Raw genomic sequence first — 18600 nt, 5'->3', positions numbered from 1 at the left:
CATTTTATATTAAATAATATTTAACTAGGCTCTATATAATAAAAATCCTTATAATTTAAATAAAGGACATAGAGTTTATTAATGAGCGTAGTACACAGCTAATATTATAAATTAAAAAAGGTTGGTTAAAGGTTTGTTTCACAAGCTAATGAAATGTATTAAAATTTTTTAATTTTATTTTTGCTGTACAAGTTTTTGAAAAATAAAAAATAATATCCATAAAAACCATTTAAAACTTTTTAGTCTAATAGCATATTAAATTAAATTGAGCTTTATTATTTATAGCGAAATATATAGCTCTCGCTGAAACTTGGTTGATTTTTAATAATCAAGATAATAAAGGAAAAGGATATGCAATTAACGGAAGAGCAATTACTCGCAGCATATAAACGCATGCGCGATATTCGTGAATTTGAGGATCGACTTCACGAAGAAAATACCAATGGTGATATTCCTGGCTTTATTCACTTATACAGTGGTGAAGAAGCTGTAGCAGTCGGGATTTGCGAAAATTTAACCGACAAAGACTATATCACTTCAACACACCGTGGACATGGACACTGTATTGCAAAAGGTTGTGACATTCACGCCATGATGCTGGAAATTTTCGGTAAAGATGACGGGCTATGCCGTGGAAAAGGCGGTTCTATGCATATTGCCGATTTAGATAAAGGTATGCTCGGTGCCAACGGGATTGTGGGTGGTGGACCTCCTTTAGCAATTGGTGCGGCGTTGACAGCGAAAACCTTAAAGACTGGTGGGGTCGGACTGTCTTTTACAGGTGACGGTGGCTCAAACCAAGGCCTTACTTTTGAAGCGATGAATATGGCTGTTGTACTTAAACTTCCAGTCATTTTCGTTTTCGAAAATAACGGCTTTGGTGAAGGAACAGGGCATGATTACGCTGTAGGAAGTAAGGACATTGCTGGTCGTGCAGCAGGTTTTGGTTTACCTGCAGTTAAAGTTGATGGTACCGATTTCTTTGCCGTCTATGAAGCCGCTCAAACTGCCATTGAACGTGCACGTCGTGGTGAAGGTCCAAGTGTAATTGAAACCATTACAAACCGTTTTTATGGCCACTTCGAAGGTGACCCTGGCTTGATTCGTTCTAAAGAAGAAGTCGAGTTTATTAAAGAGAACAAAGATCCTTTGAAAATTTTCCGCGAAAAAGTCAAAGGCAAAATTGATGAAGCCAAACTAGACGAGATTGATGCAGCTTCTAAGGCAAATGTTGATGATGCCGTTGCTAAAGCTCGTGCTGCGGCTTATCCAAAACCAGAACAACTCCTTACTGACGTCTATGTCTCTTACTAAAGGAATAGTAAAGATGCCAAATAAAAGTTTTCGTAATGCAATTAAAGAAGCCATTGAATCAGAAATGCGTCGTGATCCAACCGTATTTGTTGTTGGTGAAGATGTTCGTGGTGGGCACGGCGGTAAAAATACCGAAGAGAACGAGCTTGAAGGCTTCGGTGGGGTACTTGGTGTAACCAAAGGTTTATGGACGGAGTTTGGTTCAGAACGTGTGATTGATACACCAATTACCGAGTCTGCAATTATCGGTATGGCCGCCGGTGCGGCTGCAACAGGTTTACGTCCTGTTGCTGATTTAATGTTTATGGATTTCTATGGCGTGTGTCATGACATGCTTTATAACCAAGCCGCTAAATTCCGTTATATGTTTGGCGGAAAAGCAAAAGCGCCAATGGTTGTACGTGGCATGATTGGCGCAGGTTTTTCTGCGGCAGCTCAGCATTCTCAGTCACCATATAACGTATTTGCCGCGGTTCCGGGCTTAAAAGTTGTGGTTCCATCTAGCCCATATGATGTGAAAGGACTGTTAATTCAGGCTATTCGTGATGATGACCCTGTAGTGTTCTGTGAGCATAAAATGCTTTATGACATTAAAGGTGAAGTTCCAGATGATGCCTATACCATTCCTTTTGGTGTAGCAAATTACACCCGTGAAGGGACAGACGTGACCATTATTGCTTTAGGCTTGATGGTACACCGTGCCAATGAAGTAGCGGATAAACTAGCAAAAGATGGTATTTCGGTTGAAGTGGTAGACCCTCGTACAATTTCACCTCTGGATGAAGAAGGAATTTTAGAGTCTGTTGCGTCGACTGGACGTGTGGTTATTGTGGATGAATCAGCTGCACGTTGTGGTTTTGGACATGATGTTGCTGCACTAGTTGCACAGAAAGGTTTTCACTATTTGAAAGCACCTGTTGAACTTGTAACGCCACCACATACGCCTGTTCCATTCTCTCCAGTTTTAGAAAAAGAATGGATTCCAAGTGTAGAGCGTATTGAGCAAGCTGTGCGAAAAACATTGGAGGCTTAGGATGAGCGAAATTAAAACGCTGGAGATCCCAAAATGGGGATTATCCATGGAAGAAGGCACGATCGCCCAATGGTTGATTAAAGAGGGTGATAGCTTTAATAAGGGCGATGAAATTTGTGAAATTGAAACCACAAAAATCGTCAATGTATTAGAAGCGCCTTTTGCGGGAACTCTCCGTAAAATTTTAGCGAAAGATGGTGATACTTTACCTGTTGGTGGTCTTATTGCCGTATGTGCTGAAAGCCAAGTTTCTGATGCAGAAATTGAGCAGTTTATTGCATCACTAGGTGGTTCAGCAGCTAAAGCCCCTGAAGCACCTTCGGAGCAAAGTAAAGCAGAAACATCTGCACCTGTTGCTGAAAAAGCAGAACAACCACAGTCTGTAGCTGCAAGTGCTCCAGTTCCAGTAAAGACTGCTAAAGGTGACTACGCTGTACCAGAGCCATTACAAGGCTATCAAACATCTAATGAGTTGTTTGCAACACCACATGCGTTAAAGCTTGCAGAAAAGCACAATGTAAACTTGGCAAAAATCACGGGTTCTGGTCGTGAAGGACGTATTAGTGTTCAAGACATCCAGAAGGCTGTACAGGCTGCTGGTGGTCAATGGCCTGATATTAAGCAGCAAACTCAAGTTAAAGTGGTTAAATCTACAGCCGATGATAGCCAAGTTTTAGCGACGCCTGTAGCACGTCGTTTAGCAAAGCAGTGGGGCATTAACCTAAATGACTGCCGTGTTTCAGGTACTCGTGGCCGTGTCTGTAAAGAAGATGTTGAGGCAGTTTACTATCGTAATAACCCAACATCGGTAAATGAACAACCTGTGCAATGTGCAGCTCAACCACAATCGACAATTACGACTGTGGCGATGAATGGGATGCGTAAAGCGATTGCTTCACGGTTACAGGCTGCAAAACGTAATGCACCGCATTTCCGCTTGGTGGTCGATCTCAACGTAGAGGCTTTGCAAAAATTACGTAAGCAGATTAATGAGACTGTTCCACAAGTGAAACTTTCTATTAATGACATGCTAATTAAAGCTGCTGCTGCGGCTCTGATTAAAGTGCCTGAGGTGAATGTTCAATTTGATGAGGCGACTCAATCAATTTTACAGTTCTCTCAAGCGGATATTTCGGTGGCCGTAGCGATTCCAAACGGTTTAATTACACCCATTGTAAAAGCAGCAAATCAGAAGTCTTTAGCACAAATTTCCGATGACATGCGTGATTTGGCAACGCGTGCCAAGACTGGCAAGTTACAACCTGATGAGTTTCAGGGAGGCAGCTTTAGCATTTCAAATTTAGGAATGTTAGGCATTAAACAGTTCGATGCCATTATCAACCCACCGCAAGGTGCAATTATGGCATTAGGTGCTTCTGAATCACGTGCTGTTGTTGAAAATGGCAATGTAGTGGTTCGTGAGATTGTCACAGCGACGTTGTCATGCGATCACCGAGTCATTGATGGCGCAGTTGGGGCGAAATTCTTGGCCAGCTTTAAGCAGTTTGTTGAAAACCCTGCTTTAATTTTGGTGTAGGAGAACCCGCATGTCAGAAGCTCAATTTGATTTAATTGTGATTGGCGCGGGACCGGGTGGGTATGTGGCTGCAATTCGTGCAGCCCAGCTCGGGTTAAAAACCGCAATTGTAGAAGAGCGACATTTAGGCGGAATTTGTCTAAATTGGGGCTGTATTCCAACCAAAGCTTTGCTTGCAGGGGCAGAGCTCGCAACCCAGTTTAAACATGCCGGACAGTTTGGTTTTCAGGTATCCCAACTCGATTTTGATATTCAAAAGCTTGTGCAGCATAGCCGACAAGTTTCAGCACAGCTGGTACAAGGCATCGATTACTTACTTAAAAAGAATCAAGTAACAGTGTTTAATGGCCGTGCTCAACTTACGGCTAAAGAAAAACTTGAAGTGACCGATGCTCAAGGTAACAGTCAGGCTTTGAGTGCGCCACATATTATTTTGGCAACGGGTGCCAAGGCTCGACATGTTCCTCAGCTTCCCGTAGATGGAACATATGTCTGGAGCTATAAAGAAGCGCTTGTTCCAGAGCAATTACCAAAAAGTTTACTGGTTGTAGGCTCAGGTGCAATTGGTAGTGAGTTTGCTAGTCTTTATCAAGACTTGGGGTGTCAGGTCACGCTTATTGATTTAGCCAAGCAGATTTTACCAACCGAAGATGTGGAAGTTGCTCAATTTGTCAGAAAACAGTTTGAACAAAAAGGAATGAAAGTCTTAACCGATGCTGTGGTTCAAAGTATTCAAATTGAAAATGGTCAAGTTCACTGTGTGGTTGAAACGGCAAATGATATTCAAACGTTTGTTTTTGACCGCGTGCTTTCGGCAATTGGTGTACAGCCGAATACCACGGGGCTAGGACTAGAACGTTTAGGTGTAGAACTCAACCCACAAGGTTTTGTGGCAATTGATGACTATTGTAAAACCAACGTAGCGGGGCTTTATGCAATTGGTGATGTGGCTGGGGCACCGTGTCTTGCCCATAAAGCAAGCCATGAAGCCATGATATGTGTCGAGAAAATCGCTGGTGTGGCAAACGTCCATTCACTCGATCGTAGCCAGATACCCGGTTGTATTTTTACACATCCACAAGTGGCGAGTATTGGTTTAACAGAAAATGCAGCAAAAGCTAAGAATCTACCTATACGTATTGGTAAGTTTTCTTTAACTGCAAATGGTAAAGCTTTGGCAATTGGAGATGCGTCAGGTTTCGTTAAAACGGTGGTACATGCAGAAACGGGTGAATTACTTGGTGCACATATGGTGGGTCATGAAGTGACCGAACATATCCAAGGATTTGCCATTGCGAAATATCTAGAAGCAACTGATGAAAGTTTAGCTCAAGTGATTTTCCCACATCCAACATTATCAGAAGCCATGCATGAATCCATTTTGGCTTCAATGCAACGAGCGATTCATATGTAGAAATTCTAAATTTACAGGAGTTGAACATGGTTAAGGGATTAAAAAATAAAGTCGTTTTAGTGACTGGGGCAGCTCAAGGCATTGGCCGTGGGATTGCCCTGCGCTTGGCGCAAGAAGGGGCACATATTGCATTAGTTGATATGAAACAAGATCAACTGAACGATGTGCAGCAGGAAATTCAAGCTTTAGGTGTAAATGCGAGCACATTTATTGCTAATGTAAGTGACCGCGAGCAAGTGTATGCCGCTATAAATCATGCTGAGCAGACACTTGGTGGGTTTGATGTCATGATTAATAACGCTGGAATTGCACAAGTACAAGAGATTGCGGATATCACACCTGATGAATTCCAAAAAATTGTTGATATTAATATTGGCGGCGTGCTGTGGGGAATACAGGCTGCTGCTGCAAAATTTAAGCAACGTCAACATAAAGGAAAAATCATTAATGCTTGCTCAATTGCAGGCCACGATGGGTTTGCTTTACTCGGTATTTACTCGGCAACCAAATTTGCGGTACGAGCACTTACCCAAGCTGCGGCAAAAGAATATGCCAGTCACGGTATTACGGTAAATGGATATTGCCCCGGAATTGTCGGAACTGATATGTGGGTTGAAATCGATAAACGTTTTGCTGAAATTACCGGTGCCGCAATTGGTGAAACTTATAAAAAGTATGTGGAAGGTATTGCTTTAGGTAGAGCCCAAACACCAGACGATGTAGCCGCATTAGTTGCTTTTCTGGCAAGTGAAGATTCGGACTATATTACGGGTCAATCCATTTTAACAGACGGCGGAATCGTCTATCGCTAAAACAACATCCTGATTTGAGGGAGATAATAATGAAAGCAGCACGTTTTTATGACAGAGGCGATATTCGTATTGAAGATATCCCTGAACCAGAAGTCACTCCCGGCACTGTAGGTATCAAGGTGGCTTGGTGTGGAATCTGTGGTACAGATTTGCACGAATTTATGGAAGGGCCAATTTTTATTCCACCGTGTGGGCATCCGCATCCTATTTCAGGTGAATCTGCACCGATTACCATGGGACATGAATTTTCAGGTGTGGTCTATGCCGTAGGAGAAGGTGTTGATGATATTGAAATTGGTCAACATGTCGTCGTAGAGCCTTATATTGTGGCCGATGATGTGCCGACTGGGCCGGACGATAATTATCATCTTTCCAAAAATATGAACTTTATTGGTTTAGGCGGTCGTGGCGGTGGCTTATCGGAGAAAATTGCGGTTAAACGCCGTTGGGTGCATCCAATTTCCAATAAAATTCCACTGGATCAGGCGGCCTTAATTGAACCGTTATCGGTAGGTCATCATGCCTATGTGCGCAGTGGTGCAAAGGCTGGTGATATTGCACTGGTTGGCGGTGCAGGTCCAATTGGTTTATTACTTTCGGCAATTTTAAAAGCGAAAGGGCTTAAGGTCATCATTACCGAGCTAAGTGCAAAACGTAAAGAAAAAGCCAAAAAGTCGGGTGTTGCAGATTATATTTTAGACCCGTCAGAAGTTGATGTTGTTTCTGAGGTCATGAAAATCACTAATGGCGATGGTGTTGATGTCGCGTTTGAATGTAGTAGCGTTAACAAGGTGTTAGATACTTTGGTCGCGGCAGTCAAACCAACAGGTGTGATTGTTATTGTTTCGGTTTGGAGCCATCCAGCATCAATTAATGTGCATAGTGTAGTAATGAAAGAGCTTGATGTAAGAGGCACTATTGCCTACGTAAATGACCATCAAGAAACTATTAAACTGGTTGAAGAAGGTAAAATAAATCTGGAACCTTTTATTACGCAGCGTATTCAACTTGATGATTTGATTTCACAAGGTTTTGAAACCTTAATTCATAACAATGAGTCAGCCGTTAAGATTATCGTACATCCATAAATAGACACTCAAGCCTATAAAAAAGAGCGATGATTCGCTCTTTTTTATTAAAGTAAATTGTTGTTTTGAGCTTCAATAATAGGGGGTAATGGCTGTCCTAAAGAACTTAGAGACTCACGTTCAATCAAACGCACAATAGAGTCGAGCGGTAAATCATTTTCTTGCAAACCGAAAGGTTCTTCAATTTGAGCGCTTAATGCATCTAGTCCTAAAAACATATAAGCGATTAAGCCGACAATAAGTGGTGTCCAGATGCCTAAAGCTGCTTCAAGGCTAAAAGGTAAGATGAAACAGAAACAGTAAACAGCGCGATGTAAAAGTACTGAATATGAATAGGGCAAAGGTGTCCCAGCAATACGGTCACAACCTGCTTGAATATTGCCTAGCTCAACAATATGTCGATTTAAGGTGCTATAGATAATGTCACTAATTTCGCCGTCTTTTAGTATTTTAACTAAATCTTTTTGAATATTTTCGAGTACAAACTGCGGTGCATTAATATGCTCATTTAAATAATTAAGTGAAGAATTATTTAAATAGGCATGTTCAAGAAATTTTGTGGGTTCGACTGTTTGTTGACGTAAACGATCACGCAATAAATTACTAAAAATTAAGACCTGATGAATTAAATGTTCACGTTGTTCATTAGATAAAACATGGCTATCTCTAACAATATGTCTAGCATTGGCAATTAGTGCACCCCAGAGCTTGCGACCTTCCCACCATCGGTCATAACACGCGTTATTTCTAAAACCCGTACAAATCGAGAGAATCACACCAAAGATTGTAAATCCGATCGCGGGTACGGTAGGAATTTGAATCCAATGATAATAAGAGAGCCAGACCACACATGCTGAAATAAAGACAACAAAACTCAGTGCTGGCAAGACCTTCGGTAAAATTGTTCCTTTCCAAGCAAATAATAATTTAAATACATTGCTTTTATCACGGACAATCATATAAAGCCTTTGAACTAACGAACCCAACCAAGTGCAATATGATACGCCTTAGATGGGCTAAATACCTAGCTAAAGCTTATGCTTTTGTCTATATCGCCAAAGAGTAGTGCGGCTAATACCAAAAATATTAGCAACCATATTCAAGTTATGGTCATATTTTTCTAAAGCAGCTTGCACATTTTCTGGACTAAGCTCTGTATTTGTCTCAGGTAATTTAACGTAATCCTCTGCATTTAAGAGCTCATTGGGTAAGTCTTCGACTTCAATTTCAACCTTACCATTTGCCATGGTTAACGCATAAAGAAGGGTGTTTTTAAGCTCACGAACATTTCCTGGCCAGTCATAGTTCAATAAAATTTGCATGGCTTTTTGATTAACATGGCGAGGCATTGTGTAGAGTTGAGTGGAGCTTTCTTTTAAAATCTGATCGACAATGAGAGGAATATCGACTTTACGCTCTCTGAGTGGTGGTATAAAAATTGGAATTACACGTAAACGGTAGAGTAGATCGTGACGGAAACGACCAGCTTTAGCTTCCTCCCGTAGCGCCTTATGCGTTGCAGTGATAATACGGACATTGGCTTGAATTGGTTTTTCACCACCTACAGGAGTAAATTCACCTGTTTCTAACACCCGTAATAATTTAGCTTGAAGCTCTAAAGGAATCTCGGCAATTTCATCTAGAAACAGTGTTCCACCTGCGGCACGTTCAAAAACGCCTTTATGGTCACGAATTGCTCCCGTAAAAGCACCTTTCACATGTCCAAAAAGTTCACTCTCTAGAATATTGGCATTAAGAGCTGCACAGTTAATCGCAACAAAAATCTTATTTTTACGTTGGCTATAATCATGAATTGCTTTTGCCACAAGTTCTTTACCACTACCAGATTCGCCGCGGACGAGCACTGGAAACTCAGTAATTGCCACTCTTTGAATAATTGAAAACATACGAGTCATTTCTGGTGAACAACTATTGAAAACTTTAGCCAAGTCTTGCAATTGTTCTGTTAGCTCTCCTTGATCAGCAATATCATTCTCTATGCTAACGGGCTGTAGAATATGCAATTTCCCGATAATGCGATGCTCTGCGATGTAAATATCATGTTCTTGATAGATGAATCGCTTTCTCATTTTAGGAGTATTAACTTCGAGATACTGATTATGATGGTCTTGAGTAAGCGCTGCCATGCTCTCAACAGAAATGTTATCTGTATTAAATTTATAGTGAATTGCTTGAGTCGTTGTGTCTGCTAAAAACAGACTCGCATTTGGGAATAAAGCTTTTAATTGCTCAAATAAAATATAAAAATCCTGTTCTAACTCAAAATTTAACTTTGCCATTATCTTTGTTTCACAATCGTTTCATTGAAACATACTTGAGTTTCAAAGGAACATCAAGCTGAGTTTGTTTTCTAACTTTAATTTTACTTGTTATTTTAAATATTTGATTTTTATATTTATTATTTAATTTTAAATAATTGGCATCTTATTTGCAAAATATAGGAAAGAAATAAATTATTGGGGTATAAATCATGTTCTTTAATCAGTTTTTTGAAAAAGAAAGTTCGACTTATACATATATGCTTGGGTGTGAAGAAACACGAGAGGCTGTTTTAATTGACCCAGTCGCATCAGATATAGAGATTTATACAAAAAAATTAGAGCAGCATCAATTTACGCTCATCTATACCTTAGATACCCATGTTCATGCAGATCATATTACCGCTGCAAATTTGCTTCGTGAACTTTTCCATTGCAAATCGGTTTTACACCGTAATTCAGATGTAAATTGCGGAGATATTTTAATTACAGATGGTTGCATGCTTAAAGTCGGCAACCTCAGTATTGAAGCACGTTATACACCAGGTCATACCAATGCTTGTACGAGTTATTTGGTTGAAAACATGGTTTTCACTGGTGATGCATTATTAATTGACGGTTGCGGTCGAACTGACTTCCAACAAGGTAATGCGGGGACACTTTATGACAGTATTCATAGACAACTTTTCAGCCTACCTGACGAGACTATTGTATATCCGGGACATGACTATAAGGGTCGTTTGTCTTCAACGATTGGTTATGAACGCTTAAATAATTCACGTCTAGGTCAGAATCGCTCGCGTGAAGATTTTATTGAATTAATGAATAACTTAAATCTGCCATATCCAAAACAAATCGATAAAGCGCTACCAGCCAATCAGGCTTGCGGCTCAATTTCACAATTATAAGGTGGCAATATGGAATTTAAACGAGTTAATCAAGATTTTTATGTTGCTGGCCAGATTACTGCCAACGATATTGCAAAAATTGCAGACCAAGGAATAAAAACACTGATATGTAACCGACCAGATGGAGAAGGTGCAGATCAACCCAATGTGATTGAAATTGAAGAAGCAGCTCAGCGACATAGCCTAAACGTAATTTATCAGCCTGTTACCAGTGGCAAAATTACCGACCAACAAGTTACCGAGTTTAAGCAGCTTTATCAGAATGCTCAGAAACCTGTTTTAGCGTATTGCCGTTCTGGTATGCGTGCAATCAGTTTGTGGGCTTTAGCAGAAGTTGCCCCGAAAGATGCGGTTTTATTAGTAGAAGCAGGTAACAAACTTGGTTTTAACTTAAAAGAATTGGTGCCACGTATTTTAAAACGTGATCATGAACCAGCCACAATTCCTTGTTATAGCGTTGTGATTGTGGGCGCTGGTGCAGCTGGAGTTTCTGTTGCATCAAGCTTACTGTCTCGGGAACCTCCTTTAGATATTGTCATTATTGATCCGGCAGATACCCATTATTATCAACCGGGCTGGACCATGGTTGGTGGCGGTATTTTCAAACCACAAGTAACCGCACGGTCAATGGCAAGTGTGATCCCTTCAAAAGTGAAATGGATGAAAGCAGCTGTTGCCGGATTCGACCCTGAGCATAATCAGGTTATTTTGGAAGGATGCGAACCCATTCAATATAAAGCTTTGGTCGTCTGTCCTGGTTTAAAACTGAATTGGCATGGAATTGAAGGTTTAGTCGAAACCTTAGGTAAAAATGGGGTGACGTCTAACTATCGTTATGATTTAGCGCCGTATACATGGGAACTGGTGCAACAATTAAACGGTGGAAAGGCAATCTTTACCCAACCGCCTATGCCGATTAAATGTGCAGGTGCTCCTCAAAAAGCGATGTACCTTTCAGCCGATTACTGGTTAAAGGAAGGCAAACTTAAAGATATCTCTATTCATTTTTATAACACTGGCGCTGTTTTATTTGGTGTGAAGGAATATGTACCTGCACTAATGCAATATGTCGAAAAATATGGCTCTGAACTTCATTTTAACCATCAACTTGTCAAAGTAGATGGGCCTGCAAAAAAAGCATGGTTTAAGGTAGTGAACAATGAAAATGCAGCATTGGTCGAGACTGATTTCGATATGTTGCATGTTGTTCCACCGCAACAAGCCCCAGACTTTATTCGTGCCAGTACACTCACTGATGAAGCAGGCTGGGTGAGCGTGAATCCTCAAACCCTACAACATACACAACATGCCAATATTTTTGCTTTAGGCGATGTGATGAATGCACCTAATGCCAAAACTGCTGCTGCGGCACGAGCACAAGCTCCGATCGTTGCAGTAAATGTTCTCGCACAACTGAACGGTGAGCAAAACTTTTGTGAATACAACGGCTATGGTTCATGTCCACTCACTGTCGAGCGAGGAAAAATCGTTCTAGCTGAGTTTGGTTACGGCGGCAAATTACTCCCAAGCTTTCCGAAATGGGGGATTGATGGGCAAAAGCCATCTCGTTTGGCTTGGCTGCTTAAGGAGCAGATTTTACCGCCGATTTACTGGCAAGGCATGCTTAAAGGCCGTGAGTGGATGGTCAAACCTGAGCGAGGATAAACAAAGCAACGCTTTGTCCTGAGAAGCGACTAAACCTTCGCAAGAAGGCCAGATCTACTCACTCATTAACCAGCAGTCTACTGCAAATGATGTATATGCAATTTTAGGCTTTTAATATGTTATTACTTGTCGTTGAAGGCATCGTGATTGGCTTTTTACTGGGTCTTACTGGTGCAGGTGGGGGTATTCTTGCTGTACCCGCGCTCATGACCAGTCAAGGCTGGAGCGTGGCTCAAGCTGCGCCGATTGGGTTATTGGCGGTTGCGCTATCTACTCTTATAGGAACCATTGAAGGCTTATTTAAAAAGATTGTTCGTTATCGTGCTGCGATCTGGATTGCCTTAATTGGTGCTCCTATGGCACATATCGGCATTTTAATAGCTAACACGATTTCACCTATTTGGCTCATGTTAATGTTTAGCTTGGTCATGTTTACAGTGGGTTATCGACTTATTAGTAACCGAGTATCAGACTTTCATACCCCGCCGTGTCAGGTCAATCCAAGTACGGGACGCTTTATCTGGAATTTTAAAACTGGTGGTGTACTTGCGGGCATTGGAATTATTGCTGGGCTTTTAACAGGCATGCTAGGGGTTGGTGGCGGCTTTGTAATTGTACCAGCGCTTAGAAAAGTCACAAATTTGGATATGCATAGCATTGTGGCAACGTCACTTATGATTATTTTTCTCATTAGTGGAATGAGTATTGTGATGCATATTGCAGAGGGTTTTCACTATCCAGTAGGCATTACTAGTGCGTTTGCGCTTGCATGTGCAGTTGGTATGTTATTAGGGCGCAGAGCTATTCGTTTTATTCCGTCTGCAATTGTGCAAAAAGTCTTTGCTTTAATGGTTTTTGCTGTCGCAATTTATATGGTCATTAAGATAGTTAATCTAACAAATATCTAAGTAATATAGTATTTTAACTATCTCTGTAGTTAGCAATTTTCCAAAGACGAGATGTTAAAATTCTCTTGGAAAATTTAATTTAAACGATATAAATTTTTGAGAAAGCGATATGAAGCGAGTTAACGTAGCAATTTGTGGTTTTGGACGAATTGGGCAACAAATTGCAGAGCTCCTTTTAAATAGATCGACATACTATAAACAAAAATATCAAATTGATGCCCGTTTAGTGGGCGTCTGCAACTCATTATCAGGTTTAATTGATCAAGAAGGTTTACACGCTTCAAAGTGGCTAGATAAAACAAAATATCAAGTAGGCCTAACAGAGCAAAAGTTTTTAGAACAGGTTCAAGCAGATGTCATTATTGAGACAGGGCCAAGTGACTATGTGACAGGTGGAAAAGGCCTATTTTATTTAGATTATGCTTTAACACATAGCATGAATGCGATTGCGGTATCTAAAGGTGCTTTAGTCGTAGATGGTAAAAAATTAGTTAACTTGGGACATCAGCACAATAAAAAACTATTTTTTAGCGGTGCGACAGCTGCTGCCTTACCAACTGTTGATTTGTTTGAATATAACTTAGCTGGCTGCCAAATTTTAGAAATAGAAGGTGTGTTTACAGGCACCACGAATTTTATTTTGAATGATATGTTGCAACATGAATGTGCGTTTGCAGAATCTCTTGAAAAAGCTCAAGCAAAAGGTATTGCAGAACCTGACAGCTCTTTCGATGTAGATGGATGGGATACTGCTGCCAAAATTACGATACTAGCCAATACTGTTTTGGGGGATGATGTAAAAATTCAAGATATTCCAAGACAAGGAATTAGTCACGTTACGGCTGAACATATTCGTGGTTGGAAAAAAGAAAATGTAATTCCTCGTCTGGTTGGTTTTATTCATATTAAGAATCAGCAAATTCAAACAGGTGTTGAATTACGTTTAGTTTCACCAAATCATCCTTTTGCTCATCTGCAAGGTTCCAATAAATGCATTCGGGCGTTAACGCAAGAAATGGGGGAATTTGTTGTCAGTGGAGGGGCTTCTGCACCTTTAGCCACAGCAGCCGCGGCTTTAAAAGATTTTGAGTTGATGCTTAAAACGGGCTGCTAGAGATGAATTATTACTTATAAAAAAAGCAGGCTTTTAGGCCTGCTTCTCACAATTTTTTTGACTATTAAATAACTTTTTTCCAATTTCTAACTTACTAAACATTAAGTAGTTACCAAGTAAGATTAATAAAATTCCAAATACCGCATTTAAAGTCCATACATATCCTTCAAAGAAAGTAGAAACTGTTAGAGCAACTAAAGGAAAGAGCAACGTGCTATAGGCTGCTTTGGCTGCGCCAATTCGTCCAACAAGAGAAAAGTAAGCAGAGAACCCAATAACCGTACCAAATACTGCTAGGTAAAGTACCGAGCTTAAAAATGGGAAATTCATTGGAGGCATTAAATCTTGGCCAGTAAATAAAGCTAGACTTAACATCACCAATGCGCCATAAGTCATGGCATAACAATTTGTTGAAAAAATATTTAGGCCACGTTTTTGGTGTCTAACACTAATCATGTTCCCTAAAGAAAAACCGTAAGTGCCTACTGCACACAGACCGATACCCATTAATAACTGCGCATTAAACTGGCTATTAATCAGGTCATGCCAGAACAGTAAAACAATACCTATGAGCCCTAAAATTGCGGCTGGGGCAAAGTTTGGCGATGGTTTTTGCTTAAAAAAGATAAGTGCATTAATAGCATTAAAGAAAACAGCCATCGAAAAAATGACAGACTCTAAACCACTGTTTACATATTTAACTGCAGTATAAAAACAAATAAAGTTTAGGCCGAAAACACAAAGGCCTTGCAGCATACAAAACAAGTGATCTTTTAAAGCAATTCGCTGTAATTTTCCTGAAAATAGTAAAACAACCCACAGTAATAAGGCTGAAATAGCAAAACGCCATAAAATTGCGACAACTGGTGTTGCATAATGGCTTTGAACGGCAATTCCAATCCATGTTGTTCCCCAAATTAACACCACCGCAACATAGAGTAAAATATTCATAACTTCATCCTCGATTACCAAACTTAAGTATCTAGGATTGCTTCATTTTTCACGTATATATTCTTGTGTTGTACATGCAAGATCTTGCGTTTTTTATAGATCTAAACTAGCTGAATTTTGCGGAATATGGTTAACTTAAGCTCAATGATATTCGTTTTAATTTTGCATGGCCTATCAAACTTTAGAACAGCTACAGCAATCTAAAGCCAAGCTTCACGAAACTGTGGTGCTTGATGAGAATATGCAACTTGCATTTTGGTCTAATCAGCAAGATCGTGTAAGTGTCTGTAGCGATCACCACACTTTAAGTCTCTATATTCAAGATGGCTATGAAAGCTATCAAAAAACCCCTGCAGGCTGGAAAAACGGCGGTGGGCCGGGGCGTTTTTGCTTATTGCCTGAGCATCAGGAGTCGACTTGGGACATACGTGGTGGGCTTAAATTCGTTCACTTGTATTATACCGACCAACATTTGCGTGATGTTGCCGAAAAAATATGGGACAAAGAACCTAATCAAATTGAACTAAACGAAGTTGTTTTTAACGATGACGAAAAGATTCGAGCGCTTTATCAGTTTTTCTTGCTAGATTGTGATTGGAAAGATTCAGCAAACCATTTACAAATGAGTACAACTGCCAGTTTATTGCTGAACCATTTAATTCGAAGATATAGCAGTGTTCAATGGCAACAACCTACTATCAAGGGTGGGCTCGCTCCTCATAAACTCAAATATATTCAGGACTGGATTGAAGGGCATCTAGATCAAGCACTTACCTTGTCTGATTTGGCGAATGTTGTGAATTTAAGCGAATACCATTTTGCTCATATGTTTAAACAGTCCATGAATATGGCACCTCACCAATATGTCATGCAAAGACGCTTAACCAAGGCCAAAGGGCTAATTCAGTCATCTCAGCTTTCTTTGCAAGATATTGCCCTAGTATGTGGGTTTAGTTCAGCAAGCCATTTAAGTCATCGCTTTAAACAATTTTATGGCATAAGTCCTTCGCAGTTACGTTAAGTGTCTAATGTAATTGGTTTATCTTGAGCTGCATCAAACGCAGCTCTTGCCGCATCAATATCCGCAATATGCTGCTGAGCCCATTGGCCTAAAGCAATTACAGGTTCTGTAAGTGAATGGCCCAATGGAGTTAATTCATATTCAACATGAGGTGGAACTACAGGATAAACCGTACGTTTAACCAATCCATCTCTTTCTAAACCACGCAAACATAAGGTAAGCATACGCTGTGATATTCCATTGATACTTCTTTTAATTTCAGAAAAGCGATGAGAACGTGATGCAAGTGTCATTACAATGAGTATACTCCATTTCTCGCCAACTCTAGCCAATACTTGGCTGACTCTTTGGCAATCTGAACTTTGGATATCGTGAGGTATAGTTACAGTCATATTACTTGGTTCCCTAAATGTGCCTTCTTGTGCATCAGAATAATAGTAGTAACATAATTAGTTCAAGTAACAATTTTATACTGTGAGTATAAACGATGAAACTACTTCAAATTGACACAAGTATTTTAGGTGAGCAGTCTGTTAGCCGCCAACTCACCTCATCTGTTATTCGTCAGCTCAGCACAGCTTATCCAGATGCAGAAATTATTCATCACGATTTTGCTGTAGAGCCAATTCCTCATTTGTCTGATGCTGAATTTTTAGCATGGCAAGGTGTTGAACCTAATAATGAAACAGCGCAGCAACGTGTTGCACGAAACACCCAATATTTGGACGAGTTCTTATCGTCAGATATCGTTGTAATTGGTGCACCTATGTACAACTTTAGCTTTCCATCACAGTTAAAAGCGTGGCTTGACCGTCTATCTGTTGCTGGTAAAACATTCCGTTATACGGAAAACGGTCCTCAAGGTTTAGTAGAGGGGAAACGTGTCATTATTGCTTCTTCGCGTGGTGGTGTGTATTCAGAAGGTTCACCAGCTGAAGCTTTAGATTATCAAGAAACTTATATCAAAGCGTTTTTCAATTTTATTGGTGTGACTGATATTACTTTTGTGCGCGCGGAAGGGATCGCTTTCGGCCCAGAAGCACGTCAAGCTGCCTTAGATAATGCAGCAGCACAAATCGCACAATTAGCAGGTTAAAAATATAAACAGCCGAACAGAAAAGAAACTGTTCGGCCTTATTGATAAGATTTTCTGAATTTAAAAAATATTTAAATCAATAGTTAACTAAAAAAAGTGACAGCTAGCCCAACCAGCGCTGATGCAAAAATCACATATAACACGTTCACGTTAAAGCGGAATAAAGCAATAAATGCAGCCACAGTAATGAGGGCTGCAACTATATCAAAATGCTCTGAAAAACCTTGTGGCCATAGCACGTGATAACTAAAAAATAGTGCGAGATTTAAAATTACACCGACCACAGCCGCGGTAATTGCAGTGAGTGGCGCAGTAAATTTAATTTCATTATGGGTAGATTCAATAATGGGCGCACCCGCAAAAATAAATACAAATGAAAAGAGAAAGGTAAACCAAGTCACAATGACTGCACCAAGTGCTCCAGCAAAAAATAGATGCTCAGAGCCAAGTAATAAATGATTGACGCCTCCTAAAAAGCCAACAAAAGCCACTACCATAATCAGTGGACCCGGTGTAGTTTCACCTAAAGCTAAACCATCAATCATTTGTGTAGGTGAAAGCCATCCAAAATGATTTACAGCTCCTTGATAGACATAAGGTAAAACTGCATAGGCCCCCCCAAACGTAAGTAAAGCAGCTTTGGTAAAGAACCACGCCATTTGAGTATAAGAATGATGCCAGCCAAAATATGCGCCTAAAGCTAAAATTGGCAATAGCCATAAAGCGATTGCTACAAAAATAAGTTTAGCTAAACGCAACCAATGGAATTTAGCGTGCTCTGGTGTTGGAGTCTCATCATCAATAAATGCCGGACCATAATCTTTTTGACTGGCTTTATGTCCAGCCGCGGAGGAAAATAGTTCTGGGTACTTTTTACTCGCTAAATAGCCAGCAATACCAGCGGATAAAACGATAAGCGGGAAAGGAAGCTTTAAGACAAAGATGGCGAAGAACGCCGCAATCGCGACGATCCATAAAAACTTATTTTTAAGCGAACGACTACCTATACGGTACGTTGCATGGAAAACAATTGCGGTAACGGCAGGCTTGATTCCGTAGAAAAAACCTGCAATAACAGGGACATCTCCAAATTTTATATAAACCCAAGACAGCCCAATTACAATAAATAAGGAGGGTAATACAAATAGAATACCTGCAACCAATCCTCCAGCAGTTCTATGCATAAGCCAACCAATGTAGGTTGCTAACTGCTGCGCTTCAGGACCGGGTAACAACATGCAGTAGTTCAGGGCATGTAAAAATCTTTTTTCGGATATCCAGCGCTTTTGCTCAACAAGTTCCTGATGCATCACAGCGATTTGTCCAGCGGGCCCCCCAAAGCTAATAAAGCCGAGCTTGAGCCAAAATAAGAAGGCTTGCCAGAAGGTGACTTGAATAATACTTTCAGGTAAAGGGAATTTTTCGTTTTCCATTTTTTATCCCATCAAAAAATTGATTCA

General features: G+C 40.3%; 17 protein-coding genes. 12 read left to right on the top strand and 5 right to left on the bottom strand.

Translation table 11 applies throughout. The features are described from left to right. The first annotated feature begins 351 nt into the window (after nucleotides 1-351). From J655_RS06205 to J655_RS06180, 6 genes are read left to right on the top strand one after another with little or no spacing between them, the layout of a single operon-like run. Entirely contained in the window at nucleotides 352-1314 is a 963-nt protein-coding gene (locus J655_RS06205; RefSeq protein ID WP_001177517.1) for a thiamine pyrophosphate-dependent dehydrogenase E1 component subunit alpha, read from the top strand. 13 nt (nucleotides 1315-1327) lie between these two features. After that, the gene (locus J655_RS06200) at nucleotides 1328-2347 is read left to right on the top strand and encodes an alpha-ketoacid dehydrogenase subunit beta (protein WP_004792520.1); all 1020 of its coding nucleotides are present in this window, start codon (nucleotides 1328-1330) and stop codon (nucleotides 2345-2347) included. Between the two features lies 1 nt (nucleotide 2348). Further along, on the top strand, nucleotides 2349-3884 hold the full coding sequence (locus J655_RS06195) for a 2-oxo acid dehydrogenase subunit E2 (protein ID WP_032052157.1): 1536 nt from the start codon (nucleotides 2349-2351) through the stop codon (nucleotides 3882-3884). A 10-nt stretch (nucleotides 3885-3894) separates the two neighbouring features. Then, the gene (gene lpdA, locus J655_RS06190) at nucleotides 3895-5298 is read left to right on the top strand and encodes a dihydrolipoyl dehydrogenase (RefSeq protein ID WP_032052156.1); all 1404 of its coding nucleotides are present in this window, start codon (nucleotides 3895-3897) and stop codon (nucleotides 5296-5298) included. A 26-nt stretch (nucleotides 5299-5324) separates the two neighbouring features. Then, the gene (locus J655_RS06185; protein ID WP_032052155.1) at nucleotides 5325-6110 is read left to right on the top strand and encodes an acetoin reductase; all 786 of its coding nucleotides are present in this window, start codon (nucleotides 5325-5327) and stop codon (nucleotides 6108-6110) included. Between the two features lie 29 nt (nucleotides 6111-6139). Next, nucleotides 6140-7198 (top strand): 2,3-butanediol dehydrogenase, encoded by a 1059-nt coding sequence (locus tag J655_RS06180; RefSeq protein ID WP_032052154.1) that lies wholly within the window; start codon nucleotides 6140-6142, stop codon nucleotides 7196-7198. Between the two features lie 47 nt (nucleotides 7199-7245). Here the strand turns inward: J655_RS06180 and J655_RS06175 are convergent, their stop codons facing one another. Continuing rightward, nucleotides 7246-8157, bottom strand: a complete 912-nt coding sequence (locus tag J655_RS06175; RefSeq protein WP_032052153.1) for a bestrophin family protein — start codon at nucleotides 8155-8157, stop codon at nucleotides 7246-7248. Between the two features lie 69 nt (nucleotides 8158-8226). Next, a complete protein-coding gene (locus J655_RS06170; RefSeq protein WP_032052152.1) occupies nucleotides 8227-9498 on the bottom strand; it encodes a sigma-54 interaction domain-containing protein in 1272 nt (423 codons plus the stop codon). Between the two features lie 191 nt (nucleotides 9499-9689). Between J655_RS06170 and J655_RS06165 the strand changes: the two genes are divergently transcribed. The 4 genes from J655_RS06165 (at nucleotide 9690) to J655_RS06150 (ending at nucleotide 14072) form a co-directional block, all read left to right on the top strand. Then, entirely contained in the window at nucleotides 9690-10385 is a 696-nt protein-coding gene (locus J655_RS06165; RefSeq protein WP_032052151.1) for an MBL fold metallo-hydrolase, read from the top strand. A gap of 9 nt (nucleotides 10386-10394) precedes the next feature. Continuing rightward, nucleotides 10395-12050, top strand: coding sequence for a bifunctional protein tyrosine phosphatase family protein/NAD(P)/FAD-dependent oxidoreductase (locus tag J655_RS06160; RefSeq protein WP_032052150.1), 1656 nt, complete (start codon nucleotides 10395-10397; stop codon nucleotides 12048-12050). Nucleotides 12051-12166: 116 nt separating this feature from the next. Then, complete coding sequence (locus tag J655_RS06155; RefSeq protein WP_032035014.1) at nucleotides 12167-12958, top strand: sulfite exporter TauE/SafE family protein; 792 nt, start codon at nucleotides 12167-12169, stop codon at nucleotides 12956-12958. Nucleotides 12959-13067: 109 nt separating this feature from the next. After that, nucleotides 13068-14072, top strand: coding sequence for a homoserine dehydrogenase (locus J655_RS06150; RefSeq protein WP_032052149.1), 1005 nt, complete (start codon nucleotides 13068-13070; stop codon nucleotides 14070-14072). 33 nt (nucleotides 14073-14105) lie between these two features. Here the strand turns inward: J655_RS06150 and J655_RS06145 are convergent, their stop codons facing one another. Further along, nucleotides 14106-15023 carry a DMT family transporter gene (locus J655_RS06145; protein ID WP_032052148.1) on the bottom strand — a complete coding sequence of 306 codons (918 nt, stop codon included), beginning with the start codon at nucleotides 15021-15023 and terminating at the stop codon, nucleotides 14106-14108. A 166-nt stretch (nucleotides 15024-15189) separates the two neighbouring features. Between J655_RS06145 and J655_RS06140 the strand changes: the two genes are divergently transcribed. Next, nucleotides 15190-16044 (top strand): helix-turn-helix domain-containing protein, encoded by an 855-nt coding sequence (locus J655_RS06140; RefSeq protein ID WP_005076113.1) that lies wholly within the window; start codon nucleotides 15190-15192, stop codon nucleotides 16042-16044. Here the strand turns inward: J655_RS06140 and J655_RS24310 are convergent. Beyond that, nucleotides 16041-16436, bottom strand: a complete 396-nt coding sequence (locus J655_RS24310; RefSeq protein WP_005069321.1) for a winged helix-turn-helix transcriptional regulator — start codon at nucleotides 16434-16436, stop codon at nucleotides 16041-16043. The two genes, J655_RS06140 and J655_RS24310, sit on opposite strands and share 4 nt — an antisense overlap. Nucleotides 16437-16531: 95 nt before the next feature. Here J655_RS24310 and J655_RS06135 point away from each other — a divergent pair, with 95 nt between their 5' ends. After that, a complete protein-coding gene (locus J655_RS06135) occupies nucleotides 16532-17140 on the top strand; it encodes an FMN-dependent NADH-azoreductase (protein ID WP_016685828.1) in 609 nt (202 codons plus the stop codon). 83 nt (nucleotides 17141-17223) lie between these two features. On the opposite strand, the gene chrA is transcribed toward J655_RS06135, so the two are convergent. Continuing rightward, nucleotides 17224-18573, bottom strand: a complete 1350-nt coding sequence (gene chrA / locus J655_RS06130; RefSeq protein ID WP_032052147.1) for a chromate efflux transporter — start codon at nucleotides 18571-18573, stop codon at nucleotides 17224-17226. Nucleotides 18574-18600 lie beyond the last annotated feature (27 nt).

Origin of the sequence: Acinetobacter sp. 1294243, assembly GCF_000588015.1 — a bacterium.
Lineage (GTDB): Bacteria > Pseudomonadota > Gammaproteobacteria > Pseudomonadales > Moraxellaceae > Acinetobacter > Acinetobacter pittii.
This window is presented reverse-complemented; position numbering and strand designations above follow the sequence as displayed.